Consider the following 25,742-nt stretch of genomic DNA (forward strand, 5'->3'; position numbering starts at 1 on the left):
CTCCTTTATCGATCAGAATATCGGACAGGTTGTTCAGGCAAAAGACCAGTCTAAATATAGAAATTAAATTGTTCGTACTCTTTTAAAAGGTTCCTCATCACTTCGCTGTCTTCCCCATAGAAGAAGATGGTCCCGTAATGGTTTCCGAACCCGATCCTCTGGGCCACTTTTCCCTGGGCCGGGCTGAACATATCATGTTTTTCGAAATATGGATGATTCTCAAGCTCGTCAGGCACCTCAAGCTTTTCTACATAATTGACATGCGGGTGAACCATTAAACATCCTGCATGTGCCTCGGCTTTCTCACCTGTCGAAGGAAAGAATTCTCTCAGCTCCTCTTCCGTTGTGTTCGGATCTCCACAAAGAATCTGTGCCTGGTACGCATTAAACCCATACGCCCGCTCAATCAGATCAAAGATATGTCCACCCGGCACCCTTGCCGCAACCTCACCGAAATGAAGTGTACCGTCGGACGTGATGAAATATTCAGGATGGATGACTCCATATTCTATTTCAAACGCATCAATGAGCTGTTGTATGGCCTCACGTATAATCGGTCGCTTTTCTTCAAGGGTTGGAGAAGCAGGTACGAAATTGGAATAACCCAATCGCACGTATTCCGTTATATTTAAAAACTGGATCTTTCCTTTATGAATGAATGCTTCACACGAGAATTCCTGCCCGTCTAAATGACTTTCCATTAATAGAGGGAATTCCGACTCCGTGAGAGCATCGATATCTTCCGGGTTCTCGATGGCCCGGTGGCCGACCGATCCTGCTTTATCCAGCGGTTTGACGTGAATCGGATCATTCTTATCTCCTTCGACCTTCAATAAGGCTTCATTCACCCGTTTCAAGAAACGTCTCACGTCTTCCTTATCCCGTGCCTCTTCAAATACACCCACCTTGATTCCCGCAATTTGAGCTTTACGCTTCATCATCCCTTTATCCCTTAAGAGGAGAGACCGGTTAAAGACACGGGGTTCACTGCGGAAACGGGAGTTCAACGCCCCTGCCCACTCCACGCATTCTTCATATAACGGAATGGCGACTTCAGCACCAAGGGCTTTCAGTTGTTTGTAGAGATGATCTGAACCTTCATTCAAGCGGTCGAAGTCCCAGCCGATAAAAGCGATATCATGCTTTTCCGCATAGGCTTCGAAATCAGGCGGTCCAACGACGACGAATGGTCTGTTCAGTTTGGTACACGCCTCGATCGCCGGCAGGCTCCAGCCGATGAGTGCCGTTAGATATGGTTTGGTTTTATCCTTCGCGCTCTGTTCTGCTTGCTGTCTTTCAAGTTGATCTAGTCCCATAGTTTCCTCTCCCTCTTTCACGAATTTATTCAGATTCTCCCCTAGCATAACAAAGGGCCTTATGATAATGAAGTATTATGCTGAATTTTCAGTCTTTTCGACAAATAAAGTGTTAAACTGACATAAACTACGACATAAAACAACCCCTGATGCATCCGGCATCAGGGGTTGTTTCTACTCTATCATTCACCTAGATCAACGTTATGATATACCTGCTGAACATCTTCCAGATCTTCAATCGCATCAATCATTTTTTCGAATTGAGCTTGATCGTCTTCAGAAAGTTCTACATCATTCTGTGCAAGCATCGTAAGTTCCGCTACTGTAAACTCAGTGATTCCTGCACCCTTGAATGCTTCTTGTACCGCATGGAATTGATCCGGCTCGGCATAGACGATCACGGAATCCTCTTCTTCGATGATATCACGTGCGTCCACGTCCGCTTCCATCAGGATTTCCATGACGTCTTCTTCGGACTTCCCTTCGATCCCAATGACGGCTGTCGCATCGAACATGTAGGCGACAGATCCACTCACGCCCATGTTACCGCCATTCTTACCGAATGCAGCACGCACCTCGGAAGCTGTACGGTTTACGTTGTTTGTCAGTGCATCCACGATGACCATGGAACCATTCGGTCCGAAGCCTTCATAGCGTAATTCGTCGTAGTTCTCTTCAGATCCACCCTTTGCCTTTTCAATGGCACGATCGACGATGTGTTTCGGAACGCTATACGTTTTCGCACGTTCAAGAACGAATTTCAGCGTTTGGTTAAGTTCAGGATCCGGCTCTCCCTGTTTCGCTGCCACATAAATCTCGCGGCCGAATTTGGCATATATACGACTCGTATTGGCATCCTTAGACGCTTTCTTTTCTTTAATATTATTCCACTTACGTCCCATATCGTTTCACTCTCTTTCATATATCTATGGATAGTTTCTGATCATAAAAGGTATATTCGTTTCTATTATACATGAAAAGGGCACCTTTTGGCTAAGTGATTCCCTTCCATCCCCTCCCGAAAAAAAGCCGACTCAGATGAGTCAGCTTCTTTCCTGGTAAGCACTGATGGCTTCGTATTCTTCTTCCAGCAAGCGTGGTACACGAATGAAGATTGGCATGAGTTTAGTATACGCTTCGGTTGCTTTCGGATCGGGCTGATGGGAATGGACGGAGCCGACCATTTCACTTACTGCTTCCAAAGAGTCGATCATTCCGCTCCCGTACATGCCAAGTACGACGGCGCCAAGGCATGAGCTTTCAAAGCTTTCCGGTACTTCGACTTCCTGGTCGAAAACGTCGGCAAGCATTTGGCGCCATAATTCAGAACGGGCAAATCCACCGGTTGCCTGCACCCGTTTCGGCGTACCGATCAATTCCTCGAGGGCAAGAAGAACACTGTACAAGTTCATGACGATCCCTTCAAGGACGGCACGGATCATATGCTCTTTTTTGTGATGCATCCCGAGTCCGAAGAAGGAGCCGCGGGCTTTCGCGTTCCAAAGGGGAGCACGTTCTCCCGCCATATAAGGGTGGAATAGCAGTCCTTCAGATCCCGGCTCCACTTTGGCCGCAATGTCCGTGAGCACTTCATAGGGATCCTTCCCTAATCGTTTTGCCACTTCCACCTCACCGGAAGCAAGCTCGTCCCGGACCCATCTGAAGATCATTCCGCCATTGTTCACGGGACCTCCGATCACCCAATGCTTTTCTGTTAAAGCATAGCAGAAGATCCGGCCTTTCGGATCTGTCACAGGACGGTCGGTCACGGCTCTGATCGCCCCACTCGTTCCAATCGTCACAGCCACCACACCAGGTTCGATGGCATTCACTCCTAAATTTGATAGAACCCCGTCACTTGCTCCAACAACAAATGGGGTGTCGGCAGGCAATCCCAGCATTTCTGTGTATTCGGACTTTAAGCCGACGAGACTTTCAGTTGTGGATACCGGAACCGAAAGCTGATCCTTCGAGACTCCGGCCACTTTCATGGCTTCCTCATCCCAAGCCAGGTTTTCCAGATGGAACATCCCTGTAGCAGAAGCAATGGAATAATCCACTACATACTTCCCAAACAAACGATGGAAAACAAATTCTTTAATCGAGATGAACTTGGCCGCTTTTCCGAACAATTCCGGCTTTTCATCCTTCAGCCAGGCAAGCTTCACAAGGGGTGACATCGGATGGATCGGCGTACCGGTCCTTCTGTAAATCTCCATCCCGTTCATTTCTTTCTTAATTTTCTCGGCCCACGCAGCACTTCGGTTATCAGCCCATGTAATCGAAGGGGTCAATGGCTGGTCATTTTCATCCACAAGGATCAAACTGTGCATGGCAGAACTGAACGACACAAATGAAATCGTTTCATTTGTACTTGAAGCCACTTCCTTGACACACTTCAGGACTGCCTGAAAAATTTCTTCAGGATCCTGTTCAGCCGTCCCGGGCGTGGGTGTATGTAATGGATATTCGATCCCGTGACGCTCGATCGCTTTTCCTTCTTTATTAAATAGTACGGCTTTTGTACTGGTGGTCCCGATATCGACACCGATCATGAATTCTGACATCTTCGTTCCTCCTAAATAAATAGAGAAAAGGAAGAAGCGACATGGCTCTTCCCTCTTCTACTATTATTCTATCCTATTTTAGCTAATGAATATCCCTAAAATGAACACAACGGCAAATCCTACAAACCCGATGAGTGTCTCCATCACTGTCCAGGATTTTAACGTATCTTTTACATCTAATCCAAAGTAACGGTTCACTAACCAGAAACCACTGTCATTCACATGGGAGAAGACTGTCGCCCCTGAAGCGATGGCAATAACCATCAAACCAAGAACGGGACCTTGCATACCAAGGGTTTCGATCAGCGGGCTCATCAATCCTGCCGCTGTTACCATTGAAACAGTCGCTGAACCTTGAGCGACACGAACGACCATGGCGATCAAGAAGGCAAGGGCGATCGGCGGCAGGCTTGAACCAGCCATCATATTCCCTAATACTTCTCCAACACCGGAGTCGATCAATACTTGCTTGAATACTCCACCGGCACCTGTTACAAGAATGATGATCCCCGCAGGCTCAAGTGCTTTCGTTGCAATGTCCTGAACTTCCTGACGGGAATATCCGCGCTTCGTTCCTAATAGAACGAACGTAAGCAGTGTGGCAATCGTCAAAGCGACGAATGGATGTCCCAAGAAAGTCAGGATGGAACGAATCATGTTTCCTTCATCTAACACAACACCCGAAAGCGTATTCAATAGAATCAATACTAATGGAATCGAGATAAGAGAAGCAATCAGAGCGAAACTTGGAAGCTCTTTATCGTATTCCATTTCTTCCGCCTGCATATAGTCAGGAACCACTGCATGAATTCGTTTTGAAATCCATTTTGCAAAAAGTGGACCAGCGATGATCATGGATGGAACACCGGCAATCGCACCAAACAGGATGACCCATCCAAGGTCCGCCCCGATCAAATCAGCAACCGCGATCGGTCCCGGAGTCGGTGGGATGAAACTGTGTGTGACGGCAAGACCTGCAAGCAATGGAATTCCATAGTACAGGAGTGACTTGCCTGTTTTTCTGGCCAATCCGTATACAATCGGGACAAGGATGATGAATCCTACATCAAAGAATACGGGAATGGCAACGAGGAAACCTGTGATCCCAAGGGACCATTGTGCCTTATCTTCCCCAAATTTGTTAATCAAGGTCTGAGCCAGTCGTTCCGCTCCCCCTGATACTTCAAGCATGCGTCCGAACATCGCACCTAAACCAACGACGACGGCGACAAACCCGAGGGTCCCGCCCATACCGCTCTGTATCGATGCCACTACTTCCTGCAGCGGCATGCCGGCAGCGATCCCTACGATTAAACTGACTAATAATAGGGCAACAAAAGCGTGAAGCTTTGTTTTAATAACTAAAAATAATAAAAGAAAAATTCCGGCCAGTGCCACTAAAATGAGCATTTGATCTGACATTGTGTATCCCTACCTTTCTTTCCTCACGGCAGCCCTGCTGCCAAATTTTTTATACCACTTGATCCTGCTTATTTGTTCCCGACGGACAAGTAAAGCGTTTGCAAAACACTCTATGTAACTATGACTCTCCCATTTCAGTATGAAAGTTGCCAATTCGAGGGAACAAAATAAGCAGGAAAATTATTTTCTGTCTATCTCTATTATAAAAAATATTTTTCTTTTTGCAACCGTTTACAGAAATTATTTTTATTTTTCTTGGAATCTTGTATAATGAAACTATGAAAACCCTTACAGGAGTGGTGTCAATGAGTCAACATCAACATTGTTTAGCAAGCATCCGTTCTCACTATCCTCAGTTCAGTGTGACGGAGAAAAAAATTGCCGACTATATACTCGAAAATCCGAACGAGATCATCCATTCAACGATCAACGGTCTGGCGGAAGACTTGGGAGTGGCCGACTCTACTGTCTTTCGCTTTTGTAAACGAATCGGCTTTAAAGGCTATCAGGCGATGAAAATCGCCCTTGCCTCTGAAATCGTGACTGGACTTAAGGACATTCACGAACGCATAGATGAAGGAGACACGGCACAGACGATCGCCACAAAAGTGTTCAGGTCCAACATTAAAACGATCGAAGACACGTTGATGGTGGTAGATGAGAAGAAGCTGTTGAAAGCTGTGGATATTATGAATAGTGCCCGTTCCATCGAGTTCTTCGGAAGCGGCGGGTCCGGTGTCATCGCCCTTGACGCCTACCATAAATTCATCCGGACCGGCTTACGCGTGCATGCGGCTAGTGACAGTCATATTCAGTTGATGACCGCTTCCCAGATGACAAGTGACGATTGTGCCGTGTTCATCTCCCATTCAGGATCGACGAAGGATATTCTCCAAGTGCTCGACATCGTCAAAGAAACCGGGGCAAAGACCATCTGCATCACCAATTTCGCCAAGTCCCCATTAAGCCAGAGGGTCGACACACCCCTCTTCACCGTTTCAGAGGAAACCGACTACCGTTCAGAAGCTCTGTCTTCCCGGATTGCTCAGTTAACATTGATTGATGCTCTCTATGTGAACTTAATGATGAGAAGGGAAACAGAAGGACAGGATGCCCTCCGGAAGATGAGAAAGGCCATTTCGGTTAAAAGGCTATAAAAAAAGGTTGATCAGTTCAGAACTGATCAACCTTTTTTTATTTTAATCCAGATGACTCATCAGTGACGCCTCATACTCCGTCACCGCTTCATCCAACATGTGAAGACCGGCGTCGATCTGCTCTTTTGTCACCGTAAGGGGTGGAATCATGCGGATCACTTCGGAGTGATTTCCGCACAGATAAAATAAGACCCCTTTTTCAAGCGCCCGGTCAAGAATGTCCATCAAGCCTTCCTGATTCGGTTTACCCGTTTTTGGATGGACGATTTCTATCCCGATCATCAATCCCACAGCCCGGATGCTTCCGATCACAGGGTGTTTTTCTTTCAACTTCTCGAGCCTTGAAACGGCGTATGCACCCATCGTCTTCGTATTATCAAGGAGTTTTTCCTCCTTCATGACCTCAAGGGTGGCAAGACCGACAGAGCAGGCGATCGGGTTCCCCCCGAACGTCGTGCCATGGCTTCCAAGGGGCCACTGTTTCATCAGCTTATTGGACGCCACCGTCGCGCTAAGGGGAAGACCCGACGCAATTCCTTTCGCGATCGCCATGATATCCGGCGTCACATCGAAGGTTTGTGCCGCAAACCAATTACCCGTACGTCCGAAGCCCGTTTGGACTTCATCGAAAATCAGTAAAATATCATGCCGGTCACAAATCTCCCTTACCTTCTTGAGCCATGCTTTCGGAGGGACGATATATCCCCCTTCCCCCAACACCGGTTCTAAAATGACACACGCCACTTCTTCCGGGGTGACCTGGTGGCCAAAAAGCGTTTCAAAATCCTTTTCAAGCTTGCTGACAACATACCAGGCTGAATCCTCTCCCTCCGGACACTCCCGTTCATTCGCATACGGAATTTGATACGTCAAACCCGAAGGCTGCATGAACTTCCGATACTTACTCTTTGAGGTCGTGACACTGAGTGCACCCAATGAGCGGCCATGAAAACACCCCGTAAAGGATATGACATAAGGACGCTTCGTTACATATTTAGCAAGCTTGATCGCCCCTTCGATGGCTTCCGTCCCGCTGTTGGCAAAGAAAAAGCTATCAAGGTCACCCGGAAGGATCTCTGCCAGTTCATCAGCCAGGCGAAGGATCGATTCATACATGATGACACCGGAAGGACCGTGCATCAGGCCGTCCGCTGCATCCTTGATCGCCTGGACGATTTTCGGATGACGATGGCCCACATTTGTCACGGCGATGCCAGAGGTGAAGTCAAGATACTTCCTCCCGTCAAGCCCATAGTAGTAGCACCCTTCTTCTTTCACTACCGGTAAATTCGGATGATCCTTTGCCATGCTCGGTGCCAGACGATCCGGCATCCTCTCGATAAGCTGTTCAAACGTTCGTTCCATTTCAGTACCCCCAGATATTCTTATAGTATAATGCTAGATTGTCGAGGTTTTACATAAAGAAAAAGTGCGCCAGTAATGCGACGATTGGTAACGTGATGATGGTTCGTTGGATGAAGATGATGAATAAATCCAGGAAGCTGATGGGGATCTTGGATTTGATCAGCAGGATCCCGATTTCAGACATGTAGATTAATTGAGTCAAAGACATGGCCGCAATCACGAATCTCGTTAACTCACTTTCGATCCCGCTACCCACCACTGCAGGCAGGAACATATCGGCAAACCCTACGATCATGGCAGGGGCAGCATCCGCAGCCTGCGGGATTTGCAATAGCTCAAGGAGTGGAACGACCGGGTAAGCCAGCACATCAAACACCGGTGTATATTCTGCCACGACTAAAGCAAGCGTTCCAAGGGCCATGACGAGTGGAATGAGTCCGAACCAGATATCAAATACGTTTTGCAGTCCTTTTTTGGTCACTTCACCGACACTTTTCACTTCAGAAGCTTTTTCAACAGCTTTTTCGAAGCCCCATTGAAGACGGGAAACATCTTCAGGTACTGATTCAGAGATTTGCATTCCAACGGGCTCATAGTATGTGTCTTTTTTTCTGGAAAGTGGCGGGATGCGCGGGCAGATCACCGCGGCTGCGATCCCGGCAATGACGACGGTACCGTATAATTGCACAAACATGGATTCCAAACCTATGAAACTGACGATCACAAGGCTGAAAGCGATGGAAGCAACAGAGAAGTTGGTTGCAATGACGGCAGCTTCCCGTTTTGTGTAGTAGCCTTCTTCAAATTGTTTCGTTGTAATGAGGACACCGACGGTCCCACTCCCCATCCAGGAAGCGAGGGCATCGATGGAAGACCGTCCCGGCAGCTGGAATAAAGGCTTCATGATCTTCTGCAGCAGGGTCCCGAAGAAATCCATCAGTCCAAAATCTAATAGAAGAGGCATCAATAATCCTGCAAACAAAAACCATGTGGTTAAAACAGGGACCAACGAATACAGAACCGTTCCGCCTGTATAGTCGGATATGATCCATTCCGGGCCGATCCCGTTGACGGTCATGATGGCAAAGACTGAACCGATGACTCGGATGGCGATCCAGAACGTACCTACATCGAACAGCCCTTTTAAAAATGGCTGGGTGACGATCCACTTAGGTTGAAGAAGCTTTGTATAAATGGCCATGAGAGCGGAAATCCCAAATATGATTGTCATGAATAATGGCAATACTCCTTCTAACATCCCCTGAAAATAAGAAGCAAAGATCCCGACCCCGATAGTCATGTTCCCTTCGTACGTCACAGGAACCAAAAACAGCAATACTCCTATTAAGGAAGGAATGATAAACTTCATTGCTTCCTTAGCTGATCTCCCGGACCGGGTTTGTAACTGACTGACATTCTGTTTTCCAACCTCCATTGTCAAACACCCCTTTGAAATGATTTATTTTCCTTCTACTCACCAAAGAACTTGCAAGTATCATGCCAACCTTTCATCTAATGCTGTATTTTTTCATTTTTCTGACAACCGAAGGCTGACTGATTCCAAGATTTCGAGCCATTATAGTCGTCGTTTTATACTGCTGCCTCGCTTTCTTCAGCACCTGCTCTTCAACCGCTTCCAGGACGTCCTTTAATGATTGTCCTTCACGGTCAAACTCTGACAGATCCCCACTATGCTTTATGTATCGCCCGGGCAGGTTTTCCATTTCAATGAGCTGCCTCGAAGATGTGACAATCAGCCTCTCGATCAGATTCATCAGCTCCCTGACATTCCCTTTCCAATCCTGAATAAGAAGCTGATGGATCACCCCACCATCCAATGTCCTCCGGCGCTGGTATTTTTCACAAAAATAGCCCACAAAGTAATCGATCATCGTAATAATATCCGATGTCCGTTCCCTTAAAGGCGGGATGGTTATGGGAACGACATTCAGGCGGAAGAATAGATCCTGCCTGAATTCCCTGTTCTCCACGGCCATCTCCAAATCCCTGTTCGTCGCTGCAAGGACCCGGAAGTCCACCTTCCTTTGCTTCGTACCGCCTACCCTGTAAAATTGTTTCTCTTGGATGAATTTCAAGATTTTCACCTGATTGGGTTGAGACAGCTCCCCGATTTCATCAAGAAACAGAGTACCTCCCTCTGCAAGTTCAGCCAATCCTACCTTCCCCTTGCGATCGGCCCCGGTGAACGAGCCGGGTTCATAACCGAAGAACTCCGCTTCAAATAAGGATTCCGGTATGGCACCGCAATTGACCTCAATGAAAGGCCCCCCTTTTCTTTGGCTTTTATTATGGATGAATTTCGCAATATGGGACTTGCCGACACCGGATTCCCCCAGCAACAGGACATTCACATCCACTTCCGCCACCTGCAGGGCAATTTGGAGAACCCTCTTCATCTCATCACTTGTGGCAATGATCCCTTCCGAATAATAATGGCGGCTCCTGAGGATTTCGAGTTCACTTTTCACCCTTTCCATTTGATCTTCCATGTCCTCTAAGTATTTCTTCATATTCAATAATTCCGTTACGTCATGTGAATAGCTGACGATCCGCACAAGCTCCCCATTTTCATGGAAAACCGGGATCCCTGTAACCAGGAGCTTCTTTCCATCCTTACTTGTCTGAACCAGGGTGATTTTCTTTCTTTCCTTTAAAACCAATGGAGTCAAAATCGGCGTGAAGATTCCCTCTCTCTCAAGATCATAGACGGATTTCCCTACCATATCCTCTGACTTCACATTATAAATACCACCTGTCGCCTCACTGACTTTCAAAATGATTCCATCTGTATTCGTTACTAAAATATCGTCCTGCAATGAGTGCAGGATTGCTTCATTTTCATTCCAACTTTTTTTCGTCTCACTCACCGTGGTCACCCCTTTCATCTTCTCCGGATTATTCAAATATGAATAATTTCACTGAATTTTATTATATTAATCCATTTATACCAGACTATTTTGACTTTTTATACATTTTTGAATAATTTATTTATAAATGTATAAAAACCCGTTCTCTTACAAAACAATTATTTTACTATTCAAATCATTTCGATTATCATTTTGGTAAGACTGTGAAAGGTGGGATAAGGATGACACATGCTTTAACGTTGGAACACGCCAAAGAAATGGATAAACAGGATGCGCTTGCCCATTTCCGAAAGGAATTCTACATAAAGGAAAATCACTATTATATGGATGGGAACTCCCTTGGCCTATTATCGAAGCGAGCCGAGGAGTCACTTTTGACCTCATTGAATGATTGGAAGGAACATGGAATCGATGGCTGGATGGACGGGCAGGAGCCGTGGTTCTATTATTCTGAGAAGCTTGGAGACATGACGGCTCCTTTAGTGGGTGCAGAAAAGGAAGAAGTCATTGTGACGGGTTCCATCACGACGAATCTTCATCAGTTACTGGCCACCTTCTATCAACCTCAAGGAAAACGAACGAGGATCCTGGCAGATGAACTGACTTTCCCGTCGGATATTTACGCGGTTCAAAGTCAGCTTGAATTAAAGGGGTATTCCCCTGAAGAGCATCTGGTTCAGGTAAAAAGCAGGGATGGGTTTACCCTGCATGAGGAAGACATCATTCATCAAATGACCGATGAGATCGCCCTTATCCTCCTACCGTCCGTCCTGTACCGAAGCGGGCAGCTGCTGGATATCAAACGCTTGACGGATGAAGCCCACAAACGGGGCATTGTCATCGGATTCGACCTCGCCCATTCGATCGGCGCCCTTCCTCATCAGCTCCACGAAGACGGCGTGGACTTTGCGGTGTGGTGCAATTACAAATACTTAAACAGCGGCCCGGGTGGTGTCGGGGGATTATTCGTTCACAACCGCCACAGAGGGAAAAAGCCCGGTCTTTCCGGCTGGTTCAGTTCACGGAAGGATGCCCAGTTCGATATGGATCATACGCTCACTCATGCTGATTCTGCCGGCGCTTTCCAAATCGGGACTCCTCATATTTTGAGCAGTGCCCCCCTCCTCGGCTCCCTCCAGTTATTTGAAGAAGCCGGGATCGAGAATCTGAGACGGAAATCCCTTTCTCTTACAAAGTTCATGATGGATGTATTCCAGCAGGAGCTTAACGGCTATGGCTTTACCATCTGTAACCCCCTTGAAGATGAACGCCGGGGCGGACATATCAGCCTGCAGCATGAGGAAGCGGCGAGGATCTGTAAAGCCTTGAAAGCAAACAGGGTGACACCTGATTTCCGGGCACCCAATGTGATCCGACTGGCACCTGTGGCTCTTTATTCGTCGTACGAAGATGTATGGGAAACGATTTACATCTTAAAAAGCATCATGGAAAAAGAAGAATACAAGCAGTTTGAAAATACACGGAACGTCGTCGCTTAATACAGAAAGGATGAGGCACTCATGAAAATGATCGATATTTCAAGACCCCTGCATAATGAAACCCCTGTTTGGCCGGGAGACACGCCTTTTTCCTTTTCCTTGAACTGGACGAAGGAAGAATCAGGATCCGTCAATGTCGGCCAGCTGATCATGAGCTCCCATACCGGGACCCATGTGGATGCCCCCTTCCACTTCGACAGTGACGGGAATCGGGTCCTCGATATGGCCCCGGAACGTTTTATGGGACCGGCCATCGTGGTTTCGTTGGAAGGCGAGCCTGAAATCAGTCCTGAACGATTAATAGAGATCGACTTGACTGATGTCAAAAAAGTTCTGTTCAAAACCAACGCCTGGAGTGATTCAACCCGATTCCCCGGGCACATTCCCCCTGTCACGAAAGAACTTGCCCCTTTTTTAAAGGAAAAGGGCATTGATTTGATCGGGGTGGACCTTCCCTCTGTTGATCCTTTGGACAGCAAGGAATTGGACGCCCATCACTCACTGCGGGAACATGACATCGGGATTCTCGAAGGGATCGACCTTACCCATGTAACCCCTGGGATATACGAGCTGGTAGCCCTTCCCCTTCCTCTTAAAGAAGGGGACGGATCCCCGGTTCGTGCCGTTTTGATTGACCGGACGTAAAATCGCAAACCTTTTTTGTCCTTCGCTTCGAATATATCACCACTCCTTTTTCATAGACTGATAGTAGACGGCTGAAATCTTATAGTGATAGCTATAAAAAGGAGTGGGGTTTATGATGGGAATCACCATTACCATCGGTTTTATCGCGATACTTGGAATCATCATGGGAATTCTTATTTATTTTTTAAGACAGGCCTTGGATCCGAATGATTCGAAGAAGGTTGATTCGCGGGATGATCATTTTTCGCAATGAGGGGCCGGTTTATTGATGCTCGTTTGTATGTGCAGCATGTTATAGAACGGTCGATAAACCGCAAAAAGCCCCGGCGTCCTTCACTTTCCAGGACGCCGGGGCTTTTTTTATTCGATAATGTCCTTTTCTCCCAGTTTCATAGGGCTTGAACAAAGGGGACAAACCTTGGATTCGGTATCTTCATGGGTGTCGGGCCTCTGCCAGGCAATGCACTCAGAGCTTGTGCACACCCAGGCAAGAATCTTGCTCACCTTTCCGTTTCTCACTTTTTTAGCTGGCTTCGGATCAGCGTGTGGCGTCTGTTTGAATAAATCCGCAATAAAGCGCGAGCACTTACGCTGTTCGCCTTGATAATAGGCCGGGGAAGAAATGAACAATTTCTCTTTTGCCCTCGTGATGGCTACATAGGCAAGGCGCCTTTCTTCCTCCACAGCACCCGTTGTCTTCTCTTTTTGGCCCGGGTCCTTGTAGACTTTATCCTCAAGCTTATTGGCATTAAGGGCTGAACTGTGGGGAAGATTCCCTTCGATGGCCCCGATTAAAAACACGACGGGGAACTCAAGGCCCTTTGACCGGTGAATCGTCATGAGGGACACACTGTCCGTATCCCTGCTTCCCCTTTGATTCGAATAGATTTCCTCATACTTCGCCTTCATTTCATCAATGAAGGTAATGAAGCTTGAAATCGTATCAAAGCGCTTTGCCGAGCCTTCAAGCTCGTCCAGCATTTCTTTAATGAGCTCCTTCTGCTCCGTCACCACGTGGGATTCCTGGGCGTCGATGTACTGGTGATAGAATTCCTTCCGGATACGTTTGATGGCACTTTCCGGTGATTGGTCACCGATCGCCTTCAGGAACTTCATCCGTTCTTTCACATTCTTCACCTGGAAAGGCTTCAGCCCGGATAAAGTCGTTAAGTGAATGAGGGGATACTTCTTCCGCTCCTTCTGTTCTTCTTCCAGGATGTGAGCCATTCCCCGGTCTCTTCGTATGAAAAGGGTGGGCAACAGCGATTCCATGGCTGAGAAATTTCGTGGGACGATCGATAATCGCAAGTAATCCACCACGGGCTTCACGGTCCAGTTATCATAGAAAAGGGAATCCTTCTGATTGTATGGTGTGAAAGGAATCTCCTTTAACAGGAGCTGTTCAAAGACGGCACGCCCACTGCTCATGGTGCGATGGAGAATCGTCATATCTCCATAACCGTAGCCTTCTTCTCGTAATCTCTGAATCTCTTCTGTGATCCAGACGGCTTCTTCATCGGCTGTGGCGGGTCTTGAATAGAGGGGCTTCTGTCCCTCCACTTTTGTTGCGATCAGCTCTTTTTTCCGCCGGTGTTCATTCCGCCCGATGACTTCATTCCCGAGTCCGATGATATAAGCGTCAGACCGGTAATTTTCTTTTAAAGTCACGACTTTGGCATCCGTGAACTCCTCATCAAAATCCAAAATGAATTCGTTCCGAGCTCCGTTAAAGGTGTAAATCGTTTGATCATCATCCCCGACCACGAACAGATTACGGTGAGCCGCAATCAATTTGATCAATTCATATTGAACCAGATTCGTATCCTGGAATTCATCGACCATCACATATTGAAACCGGTGCTGAAGGGAAGTCAGCAGATTCGGATTTCCCAACAGTAGTTGATAGGCCTCTGTCAAAATATCATCAAAATCCATCTTATGATTCACGCGCTTCCACTCTTCATATTTTAAGAGGATGCTTCGCACTTCTTTTTCTGACTTGGACTTCTCAGGGAGCTCCCGTATATCTTTCTGATTGAGCTTATAATGAGAAAGCTTGGCAAGGAGCGTCTCAGCATCATACGGATCATATATATTCATTTCTCTCTGGATCTGTTTCAAGATGATTTGTTTATAGCGCTCGTTCCCGATCACTTCCTGTGTGTAATGGCGGGATCTGAGCAAGTAAAGGAACAGGGCATGAAACGTGCTGGCATGTACCTGTCCACCATGTTCTGCTCCCGGAAGCCTTGAAATCCGCTGCTTCATCTCTTCCGATGCTTTCTTGGTAAATGTGACAAGCAAAATATTTCTTGGCTGAATGTCTTTCACGGCCATCAAGTAACCTGCACGGCAGACGAGCACCGTCGTTTTTCCCGTTCCTGCACCGGCAAGAGTCAAGCATGGTCCTTTCACACAACGGACCGCTTCAACCTGAGCCGCATTCAGATGAATCCCCGCTTCCTCCATCGTCCGAAAGAAAAAAGCATCCTCGTCACGGGAGGATATCAGCTGCTTCGTGGTTTCCCCCTTATGGAGCGGAGCCACGGGAATCTCCTTCTTATCTGCTTCATATGGATAAATGGAATAGTTGGATACTACTTTATTCAAAGCTCATTCTCCTAGCTTTTCTTTCGATTCATAACCTTCTCATCATAACAAGAGCCCTCCGTGAATAGCAATGACAATCTCAGGACGAAACAGATGCACGGGACGATATGTAAATACTGTTAAACGATTGTTTAATCCCCCGAACCCTAGTAGAATAAATGTTTTGAAACACTAAACAAACGTTTGTTTAAATCAGATATGCTCCCAGAGGATTAATCTATCGAAAGAAAAGGTAATAGAACAATAGGTGATAAACAATGAAACTGACAAAATGGGGCTACACCCGCTTCAACAGCATAAAAGCAGAATTCGACCACTTCCCCCACTCCCTCGTCATCCTGAGGAAAATCAGAAACTACTACTTCATCAACAAAATCCACTGGTCCCACCTCGACCCCGTCGTCGAAACCCATCACCTAGAACAAATGGAACTGCTGGTGAACAGGGAAATGGATCTGGAGGAGAATTACCTTAATAGGAGATTGGATTAACGCTCTTTTTTGTTCATATAATGAAATTAGCGCTGTTCCAATGTAGAATGTCTGATTTTGAAGTAAAGTTCAACACTGATTTCAAATGATTTTTACTGTTTGATCTTTATCCAAAGAAAATATTATGAAAAAGCACAGAGTGGATTGAAGCGAAAGGTGCTCGACTCCGACGGGAATAGCGGGAAAGTTGAGACCCCACAGGGCAAGCCCGAGGAGGCTCAACTCACGCCCCGCGGAAAGCGAGCACCTGCAGCGAAAAGGAACGGTCTCCGTTATATTGAATTTACTCTTTAGGACTAATAAAATTTTTTAAAAAACAAGAAAAAATGAGATAAACCAAGATAACCGCCCATTTCAATTCAAAAACCACCCAAAATCGCACTATATTGATTATTCTGAACATTTGCATTAATTTTATAATTTGTTAATATATAATTAATAAATGATTTACAAAACAATCTTTAAAGGAAGGCGTGATTCCAATGAAGTGAGTTAGCAAAGCATGTCAGCATCACATCTCGCTTTTGAGATCGGCCCGTGAAAACTGATTTCAAGATGTGTGGATATGCGGGAATGCGCAATCTTATTTCAGGAGATGATTCCAATGAAGAATGTAAGCGAAGCATGCTAACATCATGGTACGCAAGAAGATAGCCCGTGAAAACTATCTTCGTAACATGTGGGCGTGTGGGAAAATCAGCGGCAAATGAAAATAAACTAATAAACCATGCAAGACCATTAATTTAATGTTAAATGAATGTTACGTATGTGTATTAGTAAGAAAGGATAGTAAAGTTAATTGAATAAGATTTACTTAAGTTAAGGCGCTGTTTATGTGGTATAGGCATAAGCAGCGTCTTAAATTTGTGTTCAATATTCATCTTTTAATAAAGAGCAGACAGCCGCATCACAAAAAACGCCTTTTTCAAATGCCGCTTTTCTCAATACGCCTTCAAATGTAAATCCTGCTTTTTCGAGGCTCCTCTTCGATGCCACATTTTCCGGATCGTAATACGCTTCAATACGATTAAGATTCATTTCTTCAAAGCCGTATCTCAGGACCGGCTGTAATACTTCTGTGATGACCCCTTGCCTCCAATAGGATGGATGAACCTCAAACCCCACCTCGGCTTTAAAATGTTCTTTCTCCCATTGATGAAACCCGCAGCTGCCGATGATGTCGCCGGATTCTTTCAGGGCAATCCCCCAACGGATCCCTTCATTCAGATAAAACCTTTCGTTCCACTTCTCGATGATCTCCAGTGCCTGTTTTTCCTCTTGAAACGATTCCAGATCATAATATCGGGTGACTTCATCTTTTGAGAAATAATCAAAAACACGGGGAGCATCCCCTTCTTTCATCTGTCTTAAGCGAAATCTATCTGTTTCAAATGCCGGAAAGGTTCGTGTCAACATTTTCATTCTCCTTTTCTTCTTGTTCTCCTTATGTATTCAACATGGGATTTTCCAATGCCTTCTTATAAGAGTAAATTTTTATTAATTCACCGTTTGTGTTCTTTCCTTCATCTGGTTACAATCGATGTAATAGATGAAAAAGGATGGGGATGACATGAAGGCCGATAAAATACTGGTAAGCACTGCCCTATTCACCGGGAATGCAGCTGCTCCCATCGACGGCTTCGTTGCCGTAAAGGATGATGTGATCATTGGGGTTGGCCCCCGTTCAGAGATGGAGAGTTTCATAGGGCCCTCTACGGACATCAGGGATGCCGGAAACCGCCTGGTGACGGCAGGGTTCCATGACTTTCATCTTCATTGGTTTTTAGGAGCGATGTTTGAGGGGTTTTGTCAACTGACCTTCGGGACAACAGAGGATAGGACAGCGAGAATGGTGGCTGAATATGCCCGGGAACATCCCGATGAGGAATGGGTGCTTGGATTCGGATGGCATCATGTCCGCTGGCCGGACCAGACCACCCCCACTCGCCACTCACTTGATCGATACCTGCCCCACCGCCCCGTTGTCCTCCTCAATGAAGAAGCTCATAGCGCATGGCTGAATACAGCTGCCCTCGAGAAATTGGGGATTCACCGGGATACTCCCGAACCTCCTTTTGGTAAAATTGAAAAAGATGCCGACGGTGAACCAACCGGATTCTTATATGAGACGGCCGTTCAGTATGTGACGGAAGCTTTTACATTCGAGAAGAAAGTAAAGAACAGATTGATGAACGGAATGCTGAAGAAGACGGCATCCTACGGGATCACATCTGTAGCCGACATGCTGCCTCTTCCCGGCTATACATTGGGAGATCCCGGGTTTTATCGGGAATTTGAAGAAAAAGGCGAGCTGACGACCCGCATTCACTTCCTGGACGTGCTGGATGGTGACCTCGGGCGTGGCATTCAATTCAGGGAGAAGTATCAATCGGATAAGCTTCAGTTTTCTGGTTTGAAGCAGTTCCTCGATGGGGTCCCCCTGACGTATACGGGGTATTTGCTTCAGCCATACTCAGACCGGCCGACGGAAATTGGCGGGACCATTTATGAACCACATGTTTATCAAAAGTGGATCGAGGATGCTGACCGGGAAGGCTTCCGGATCCGCCTGCACGCTTGCGGGGACGCAGCTGTCCGGTTGGGCCTGGATGTGTATGAGCATGCGAGGAAGGTCAATGGTGCAAGGGATTCCAGACATACGATCGAACATATTGAAGTATGCGACCCACATGATTTCGAGCGCTTCCGGAAGCTCGGGGTCATCGCATCCATCCAGCCCGAGCATCTCACGTCGGGTTCCATGGATTCCCATGCATATCTGGACAGACTCGGGATGGAGCGGGCACACTATACGTGGCCGATCGGTTCATTGGACAAGCATGACGCAGCCATTGCGTTTGGAACGGACTTTCCGATTGTGGACTTGAATCCGATGCTCGGCCTTTACAGGGCCGTCACACGGAAGCACGAAGACGGCTCTCCCCAAGGCGGATGGAATCCTCTTGAGAAAATTTCATTGGCCCATGCCCTGATTCATTACACGAAATCCCCTGCTTACGGAAACTTCAGGGAGCATGATTTAGGAACGATCGAAGTCGGAAAGAAAGCTGATTTAGCCGTTTTGGACCGGAATCCTTTCGAAGTCGGTGCGGAAGAACTCCTTGAGACGGGTGTATGGATGACACTGATGGACGGCAGGATTGTGTATGAAAAATAGCGGCAGTGTATAACGAAAAAGAGGTCCGTCCCTCAAACCCGGGGACGGACCTATCTTTTTATTTTGTTTCCGGTTGTTGCAGTCCGCCGCCGCGGATGGTTTTTTCCTGGAATGGCAGGTTGAGTTCTTTACTTAGTTTTTCAAGGAAGCTCAGTTCGCGCTTGGATACGAGGCAGATGACGGTTCCTTCTGCCCCCATGCGGCCGGTTCTTCCTGAACGGTGGATATACTGCTTCGTGTCGCTCGGGAAATCGAAATGGATTACGTGTGTGACATCGGTGATATCGAGGCCGCGTGCCGCGACATCGGTTGTCAGGAGCATGGACACTTTCCCTGAGCGGAAACGATCCAGGGATTGCTTACGCTCCATCTTATTCGATTCTCCTGCTAAGACTTCAAGCTCGACTCCCTTATATTTAAGCTTCTCTTCCATTTCAGAGAGTCTCTCCAGTTGATTGAAGAATACAAGTGCCTTGATACCTTTGAAGTAAGAGATACTTCTGAGGGCTTCCACCTTATCCCGCAATTCACTATATACAAAGACATGGTCTACTTTCGGATTATCGAGGTTGGCTTCCATTTTGACAATTTCATGGTTCTGTAAGAGAGATTCGGCTACTTGTTCCGTTTCATCTGATAAAGTTGCCGAGAAGAACAGCACCTGACGTTCTTTCAAAGTCGATTTGATGATATCCTTCACTTCCCGGATATGCTCTGATGAAATCATTAAGTCAAACTCATCGACGACGATGGTTTTCACTTCATGCATCTTCAGTTTTTTCATTTTCATCAGTTCGATCAGGCGACCCGTTGTGCCGACTACGATATGAGGCTTTTTCTTCAGCTTCTCAACTTGTTTCTTGACGTTCGCACCACCGATGAAGGCAGCACTCGTAATGTCCGTCCCCTTAGCCCATTTCTGGATTTCCTGGTGGATTTGCATGACCAGCTCTCTTGATGGTGCAAGGATGACAGCCTGTGCCTGTTTTCTTGATGGATCGATGGCCTGGATGATCGGGAGTAAATAAGCCAGGGTTTTCCCTGTCCCCGTTGGTGATTCACACACAACGTCCTTCCCTTCCATGATAAGGGGCACAACTTTTTCCTGTACGGGAGTGAATGCAGTAAAACCTGATTCTTCCCAGTTTTTCTGTAGTATTGGCGAATGGATGATGCTTGAGATTGAATTCATTCGTTTCGTCCTTTCTTAATCGGTAAAGGCAGAAGGCTCTTCCTCAATGGGTAAGCTGATTTCCACTGCCGTTCCTTTTTCTATATCACTTTGAAAGTGTATTTGTCCTTTATGGCGTTGGATGATTTTTTTGCACACGGCAAGACCGAGGCCCGTGCCTTTTTCTTTCGTCGAGTAAAACGGTTCACCCAGATGTTCGATTCTTTCAGGCTCCATGCCGACTCCATTATCCTTCACAACTACTTGAGCGTTCGTCCCCTGCTCTTCCAACGTGATCGAGACCTTCCCATCCCTGGATGGGGGGATGGCTTCCACGGCATTTTTTATGATATTGATGAAAACCTGTTTAAGCTGATTGGACTCGGCTGACACATACAAAAGTTTTTCAGACAGGTTCTCATATGTAATGGACACATTATCAAGATTAGCCTGTGCTTCCATCAGGACGAGGACCTGCTGGAGGATATCATCGAGTCTTTCAGGACGGAAGTGGGTTTCCTGTTGTTTTCCAAGGATCAGCATCTCACCTGAGATCAAATCAATTCGATCCACTTCAGAGAGCATAATGTCTAAATGATCGTGGTTAATGGTATTGGTCGTTTGCATAAGTTGGATAAATCCCTTGAGAGATGTGAGCGGGTTGCGGATTTCATGTGCAACGGCAGCTGCTAACTGACCAATGACGGAAAGCTTTTCCGATGCGACGACCATTTCTTCGTTTTCCCGATTGGATGTGATATCCCTTGCGATGGCGAACATTCCTGTCACCTCACGATTAATGATAATCGGAACGAGGGAGCATCTGAGGATCTTTCCTTTATTATCGCCGATACGGATCATCGTTTCAAAGGTGGATGCGAAGCCTTTGAACGTAGCGAAAAAGTAGTCTGTCACCCGCTTCATTTCTTCTTCATCCAGGAACTTACTGAATTTCACTTCCTTTAACTCTTCATGGGTGAATTCAAGCAATCCCTCGGCTTCTGCGTTGACAGATATGACATGTCCATCCAAACTCAGCTCCAAGACGGCATCGGGATTTTGTTCGAACAATGAATGATAATGCTGATTCCTTATCTGAAGCTGTTTCTCTTTATTCGATAGTTTATCGTTGGAGAGAATCAGCTCATTGGTCCTGCGGTATATCAGGAAGAATATGATGATACCTGTTACAAACGTAAATAGCCAGCCCTTATAGCGCTGAAAATAAATATACATACTAAGCTTCTCATGTGCGATGATCATGGAAGCATAATCTGAAAACACAATCCATAATGCGCCTAACAATACATAGGTGACGGATATTCTCAAGGCAATATCTTTAGCTTGTTTCATGATGTGAAATTCACCTAAATTCCAATAGTCTTTCCCCTATGGTTTCTCAGTTCTTATCCATTTATCAAAAATACTCATAAGACTGAAATACGAGAGTATCTTCATCTGTTTCATTTACTTTGACAACACACCTAATCATAACATAGGGAGCCTGAAGGAAGAGAATAAATAATAGTATGAGCCATCGGATTTTAAATGATCGTTTTCACCCTGCGGTTTCCCCCACCCCATCAAAGAAACTCCGCCCTTTTTCCTAATTTTTCAAATTGGTGTTTATTTTTCTCAGGAAAGGTAAAAAGAGAACAACATGATAGTGAAGGCAGGTGATGCGAATGTTAAGTATGATGTATGGGAGCAAACCTTTCAGTAAAAGCGGTACAATCACTCTCCCCCATAAATGGAGGGAGAAGTTTGGACTGTTGCCGGGAAAACTTGCAGAGCTCGTCTATCAAAACAACTGCCTCTATATTAAGCAGGCCACGCGGGACTCAACCCACAACAAACGCTACATCTCAGAAAAAGGAACGGTCCACATCCCGAAGGAACTCCGGGAAGAAATGGGCATGGCGTATCCATCCTCCTACTGCCTGCACGTCAACGAAAAAGACAACTGTTTTATGATCACAACGGAGAAAGAATAAAATAAGGTCCGTCCCTCGCTGCTTTAAAGCGATGAGGGACGGACCTTTGGTTGTTGGGTTGTGATGCTGCTGCCCGTTTGGGAGATGGATAGTTTGCGGACGTCCATGGTCGGGAAGGATTGTTCGAGCTGGCGGAAGAGCCATTCACTTGCTTCCCGTTCCACAAAGCAGGCAACCGTTGGGCCGGCCCCGCTTAAAGCGACGCCGAAAGCACCGAATCGATCTGCCACTTTTTCAACGGCATCGTAATGGGGAAGAAGCTTTCTACGGTGAGGTTGATGATAACGATCCCGCTTCATCATCTTCCCGACCATTTCCCAATCACCGCTAAGGAACGCCGCGACCAAAACATTCGATACCGCTCCAGCACCAACGGATTCTGCAAACGACAGAGATGATGGGAGGACATTTCTCGAATCCGACGTTTTCAGCTCCGCTTTCGGAATGACGCATACAACATCGATTGGAAGGTCAGGAACCGTGATCAGGTTAACACCCTTTTCATCCTGACAGCTGACGACAAACCCTCCGTAGAGCGATGCCCCGACGTTATCGGGATGACCTTCGAAACGATTTGCCAGAACCAGCTTCTTTTCCTGGGTCAACTTGAGGTCGCATAAAGCATTGGCGAGCTCGACCCCTGCCACGACAGCCGCTGCACTGGATCCGAGACCCCTGGTTAATGGGATATCACTTGATACGTATAAATGACATGGAGCAGGCTTCCTTCCATATTCATCTGCCACTTCCTTGACGACTTCTACGATGAAATGCGACTCATCTTCAGGAAATACCTCCAGGGCCGCTGACAAAGGGATCACATGCCAGTCATCTGCTTCATGTGCCTCCACGGTTAAAAAGACATCCAAAGCCAAACCGAGTGAGTCAAATCCTGCTCCTAAATTGGCTGTACTCCCCGGGACGATGATTTTCCACGAGCGAGGTTCCCGGCCCTTCATACCCCGATCGTTCCCTTGATATAATCCTTCACCAGTTCACGATCATTTGGCAGCTTCACCGGTGTCACCGGGCTGCACTCCATGGCCGTAACCGGATCTTTCAATCCATTCCCCGTCAATACCGCGACAACCTTCGACCCTGGTTCAAGGAGCCCTTTTTCCAATGACTTCTTGATCCCTGCGATGGAAGCACAGGAAGCCGGCTCCGCAAAGATCCCTTCTTTCCTTGCCATCAGCTGATAGGCTTCCAGGATTTCTTCATCCGTCACTTCATCAATATGTCCGTTGGATTCCTTCAATGCGTCGACGGCCAATGTCCAGCTCGCCGGGTTCCCGATGCGAATGGCAGTGGCAATCGTTTCGGGCTGGGGAATCACGCGGTCGTGGACGAGAGCCGCTGCCCCCGATGCTTCAAAGCCGAACATGCGGGGAAGCGATGAAGATCTGCGCTCAGAATATTCCTTGAATCCTTTCCAGTATGCTGAAATATTCCCTGCATTCCCGACAGGTATCGCGAGCACATCAGGGGCTTCCCCTAATCCTTCGATGACTTCGAAGGCCCCCGTTTTCTGTCCTTCCAGTCGATATGGATTCACTGAATTCACAAGCGTGACGGATTCCGTTTTACTCAGCTCACGGACAATCTCCAGGGCTTCATCGAAATTCCCTTCGATTGAAATGATCTCGGCCCCGTACATGACGGCTTGAGCCAATTTCCCTTGAGCGATTTTCCCTTCCGGAATGACGACGACGCATTTGATCCCCGCTCTTGCTGCATAAGCTGCAGCTGAAGCAGAAGTATTGCCTGTCGAAGCGCAAATGACCGTCGTGCTGCCTGACTCCACCGCTTTCGCAACGGCCAGGACCATCCCCCGGTCCTTAAAGGAGCCTGTCGGGTTCGCCCCCTCAACCTTTGCATAAAGCTCAATGCCCCACTCCTCGGACAACGACTTCAGCTCGATCAATGGTGTGTTTCCCTCGTTCAGACTTAAAAGGGGAGTATCTGCATTTAATGGAAGATGTTCTCCATACTCTTCCAGTAGTCCTTTCCATCTCATCCTTTTTCTCCTCCTTCTACGCGGTATGAGCTTTCGATCGAATGAACCGCTTCATAATCCTTCAGCTCCATGAGGATATCTTCGTAATGCTCCAGGGATGCCTTATGAGTCACCAGGACGATTTCAGCAAACTCATCACTGTCCAGGGGATTCTGAAGTATTTTTTCGAAACTGACTCCGTGATTCGAGAAGATGGACGTCAGTTTGGCCAATACGCCCACTTCGTCACGAACGTGCAGCCGCAGGAAATATTTCGAATGAATTTCATCAGGTTCTTTTAGTTTCTTCGGGAACTGCGGATTCACGGCACTCTTCCCATTCACGCCCAATCTCATATTCTTCATGATTCCCACCATATCGGATACTACAGCAGTCGCAGTAGGGAGACTTCCTGCACCGGGACCGTAAAACATCGTTTCCCCCACTGCTTCGCCGTACACGTACACGGCGTTATATTCATCATGTACAGACGCGAGGGGATGTTCATTTTGCAGCAGGGTCGGCTCGACGCTTACCTCGACCTTTTCCCCTTCCCGGTGGGCGTAACCGATGAGTTTCATCGTGTAGCCGAACTGTTCGGCATATTGGATGTCATCTCCCGTTACTTCCGTGATGCCCTTCACTTTCACATCCGCCAGGTCCACATTCATGGAGAACCCCAGGGTGGACAGGATCGCCATCTTCCTTGCTGCATCCAATCCACCGACATCTGCCGTCGGATCCGATTCAGCATAGCCGAGATCCTGGGCTTCCTTTAGGACATCATCGAAGGTCCGTCCCTCTTTCGTCATCTTTGTCAAAATGAAGTTCGTGGTCCCGTTGACGATTCCCATCATTTTCGTGATGCGATCCGAGGCAAGGCCGTCTACTAAGCTTCTTAAAATCGGGATGCCTCCTGCGACGCTTGCTTCGTAGAATAAGTCACAGCCATTTTCCGAGGCCGCTCTTAATAATTCAGGTCCATGGAGGGCCATGAGATCTTTGTTTGCCGTGACGACATGCTTACCTTCGTGTAACGCATGCAGGAGGTGCTCCTTCGTTGCTTCGATTCCACCCATGACCTCGACCACAATATCAATTTCAGGGTCAAACAGGACTTCCTCAGGATTCAAGGTCAATATGCTGTTTTCGATATCCAGTCCCCTGTCTTTCTCTAAATCCTGAACGAGGGCTTTTTTCACCGTCACCGGGCAGCCGATCTGATGAGACAATTTATCCTGATGATTCTCTACTATCTTCACCACTCCGGCTCCCACCGTTCCGAGTCCTAAAAGTCCGATTGAAATTGATTCCATAAGCCGAAAACCTCCATTTGTTTATTTCTGATGTACATTTGTATTTGTATAGTGGACATTATAGTTGAAAAAATTACCTATTACAATAGGTTTTTGCGTATTTTCAGAATGTAAGAGCTTACAAGTT

The 25,742-nt window shown here is 46.9% G+C and carries 21 protein-coding genes; 7 read left to right on the forward strand and 14 right to left on the reverse strand.

Going from position 1 to position 25,742, the window contains the following annotated elements; genetic code table 11:
* Positions 1-50 precede the first annotated feature (50 nt).
* The 4 genes from N5C46_RS12115 to N5C46_RS12130 form a co-directional block, all read right to left on the reverse strand.
* Entirely contained in the window at positions 51-1,316 is a 1,266-nt protein-coding gene (locus tag N5C46_RS12115; RefSeq protein ID WP_261748874.1) for an ATP-grasp domain-containing protein, read from the reverse strand.
* 182 nt (positions 1,317-1,498) lie between these two features.
* Positions 1,499-2,218: a YebC/PmpR family DNA-binding transcriptional regulator gene (locus N5C46_RS12120; protein ID WP_261748875.1), complete on the reverse strand. Its 720-nt coding sequence runs from the start codon at positions 2,216-2,218 to the stop codon at positions 1,499-1,501.
* Between the two features lie 141 nt (positions 2,219-2,359).
* The gene (gene gntK / locus N5C46_RS12125) at positions 2,360-3,883 is read right to left on the reverse strand and encodes a gluconokinase (RefSeq protein WP_261748876.1); all 1,524 of its coding nucleotides are present in this window, start codon (positions 3,881-3,883) and stop codon (positions 2,360-2,362) included.
* Positions 3,884-3,961: 78 nt separating this feature from the next.
* Positions 3,962-5,305 carry a GntP family permease gene (locus tag N5C46_RS12130; RefSeq protein WP_261748877.1) on the reverse strand — a complete coding sequence of 448 codons (1,344 nt, stop codon included), beginning with the start codon at positions 5,303-5,305 and terminating at the stop codon, positions 3,962-3,964.
* Positions 5,306-5,610: 305 nt separating this feature from the next.
* Between N5C46_RS12130 and N5C46_RS12135 the strand changes: the two genes are divergently transcribed.
* Positions 5,611-6,462, forward strand: a complete 852-nt coding sequence (locus N5C46_RS12135) for a MurR/RpiR family transcriptional regulator (RefSeq protein ID WP_261748878.1) — start codon at positions 5,611-5,613, stop codon at positions 6,460-6,462.
* A gap of 42 nt (positions 6,463-6,504) precedes the next feature.
* Here the strand turns inward: N5C46_RS12135 and N5C46_RS12140 are convergent, their stop codons facing one another.
* From N5C46_RS12140 to N5C46_RS12150, 3 genes are all read right to left on the reverse strand, one after another.
* Entirely contained in the window at positions 6,505-7,827 is a 1,323-nt protein-coding gene (locus N5C46_RS12140) for an aspartate aminotransferase family protein (RefSeq protein WP_261748879.1), read from the reverse strand.
* A 49-nt stretch (positions 7,828-7,876) separates the two neighbouring features.
* A complete protein-coding gene (locus N5C46_RS12145; protein WP_261748880.1) occupies positions 7,877-9,262 on the reverse strand; it encodes a YjiH family protein in 1,386 nt (461 codons plus the stop codon).
* 73 nt (positions 9,263-9,335) lie between these two features.
* The gene (locus N5C46_RS12150) at positions 9,336-10,733 is read right to left on the reverse strand and encodes a sigma-54 interaction domain-containing protein (protein ID WP_420720457.1); all 1,398 of its coding nucleotides are present in this window, start codon (positions 10,731-10,733) and stop codon (positions 9,336-9,338) included.
* Positions 10,734-10,936: 203 nt separating this feature from the next.
* Here N5C46_RS12150 and kynU point away from each other — a divergent pair, with 203 nt between their 5' ends.
* The 3 genes from kynU (at position 10,937) to N5C46_RS12165 (ending at position 13,112) form a co-directional block, all read left to right on the forward strand.
* Positions 10,937-12,214, forward strand: coding sequence for a kynureninase (kynU, locus tag N5C46_RS12155; protein ID WP_261748882.1), 1,278 nt, complete (start codon positions 10,937-10,939; stop codon positions 12,212-12,214).
* Positions 12,215-12,235: 21 nt separating this feature from the next.
* Complete coding sequence (gene kynB / locus N5C46_RS12160) at positions 12,236-12,859, forward strand: arylformamidase (RefSeq protein WP_261748883.1); 624 nt, start codon at positions 12,236-12,238, stop codon at positions 12,857-12,859.
* Positions 12,860-12,971: 112 nt separating this feature from the next.
* Positions 12,972-13,112, forward strand: coding sequence for a hypothetical protein (locus tag N5C46_RS12165; protein WP_261748884.1), 141 nt, complete (start codon positions 12,972-12,974; stop codon positions 13,110-13,112).
* A 107-nt stretch (positions 13,113-13,219) separates the two neighbouring features.
* Here N5C46_RS12165 and N5C46_RS12170 read toward each other — a convergent pair whose 3' ends face one another.
* On the reverse strand, positions 13,220-15,469 hold the full coding sequence (locus tag N5C46_RS12170) for a UvrD-helicase domain-containing protein (protein ID WP_261748885.1): 2,250 nt from the start codon (positions 15,467-15,469) through the stop codon (positions 13,220-13,222).
* 257 nt (positions 15,470-15,726) lie between these two features.
* On the opposite strand from N5C46_RS12170, the gene N5C46_RS12175 reads away from it, so the two are divergent.
* Positions 15,727-15,960, forward strand: coding sequence for a hypothetical protein (locus N5C46_RS12175; protein ID WP_034761070.1), 234 nt, complete (start codon positions 15,727-15,729; stop codon positions 15,958-15,960).
* 870 nt (positions 15,961-16,830) lie between these two features.
* Here N5C46_RS12175 and N5C46_RS12180 read toward each other — a convergent pair.
* On the reverse strand, positions 16,831-17,376 hold the full coding sequence (locus tag N5C46_RS12180; RefSeq protein WP_261748886.1) for a GNAT family N-acetyltransferase: 546 nt from the start codon (positions 17,374-17,376) through the stop codon (positions 16,831-16,833).
* A gap of 154 nt (positions 17,377-17,530) precedes the next feature.
* On the opposite strand from N5C46_RS12180, the gene N5C46_RS12185 reads away from it, so the two are divergent.
* Complete coding sequence (locus tag N5C46_RS12185; protein WP_261748887.1) at positions 17,531-19,138, forward strand: amidohydrolase; 1,608 nt, start codon at positions 17,531-17,533, stop codon at positions 19,136-19,138.
* Positions 19,139-19,196: 58 nt separating this feature from the next.
* Here N5C46_RS12185 and N5C46_RS12190 read toward each other — a convergent pair whose 3' ends face one another.
* Together N5C46_RS12190 and N5C46_RS12195 are read right to left on the reverse strand one after the other, a co-directional pair.
* Positions 19,197-20,330: a DEAD/DEAH box helicase gene (locus N5C46_RS12190; RefSeq protein WP_261748888.1), complete on the reverse strand. Its 1,134-nt coding sequence runs from the start codon at positions 20,328-20,330 to the stop codon at positions 19,197-19,199.
* Positions 20,331-20,345: 15 nt separating this feature from the next.
* On the reverse strand, positions 20,346-21,662 hold the full coding sequence (locus N5C46_RS12195) for an ATP-binding protein (protein ID WP_261748889.1): 1,317 nt from the start codon (positions 21,660-21,662) through the stop codon (positions 20,346-20,348).
* Positions 21,663-21,994: 332 nt separating this feature from the next.
* Between N5C46_RS12195 and N5C46_RS12200 the strand changes: the two genes are divergently transcribed.
* On the forward strand, positions 21,995-22,303 hold the full coding sequence (locus N5C46_RS12200; RefSeq protein ID WP_261748890.1) for an AbrB/MazE/SpoVT family DNA-binding domain-containing protein: 309 nt from the start codon (positions 21,995-21,997) through the stop codon (positions 22,301-22,303).
* A 23-nt stretch (positions 22,304-22,326) separates the two neighbouring features.
* Here N5C46_RS12200 and thrB read toward each other — a convergent pair whose 3' ends face one another.
* The 3 genes from thrB to N5C46_RS12215 are packed head-to-tail and all read right to left on the reverse strand — an operon-like array spanning position 22,327 to position 25,615.
* A complete protein-coding gene (gene thrB, locus N5C46_RS12205) occupies positions 22,327-23,262 on the reverse strand; it encodes a homoserine kinase (protein WP_261748891.1) in 936 nt (311 codons plus the stop codon).
* The gene (gene thrC, locus N5C46_RS12210) at positions 23,259-24,320 is read right to left on the reverse strand and encodes a threonine synthase (protein WP_261748892.1); all 1,062 of its coding nucleotides are present in this window, start codon (positions 24,318-24,320) and stop codon (positions 23,259-23,261) included. Before thrC ends, thrB begins: the two co-directional genes overlap by 4 nt.
* On the reverse strand, positions 24,317-25,615 hold the full coding sequence (locus N5C46_RS12215; RefSeq protein ID WP_261748893.1) for a homoserine dehydrogenase: 1,299 nt from the start codon (positions 25,613-25,615) through the stop codon (positions 24,317-24,319). The genes thrC and N5C46_RS12215 overlap by 4 nt, the downstream gene beginning before the upstream one ends.
* Positions 25,616-25,742 lie beyond the last annotated feature (127 nt).

It is taken from the genome of Rossellomorea vietnamensis, assembly GCF_025398035.1.
In the GTDB taxonomy this organism is placed as follows: domain Bacteria; phylum Bacillota; class Bacilli; order Bacillales; family Bacillaceae_B; genus Rossellomorea; species Rossellomorea vietnamensis_B.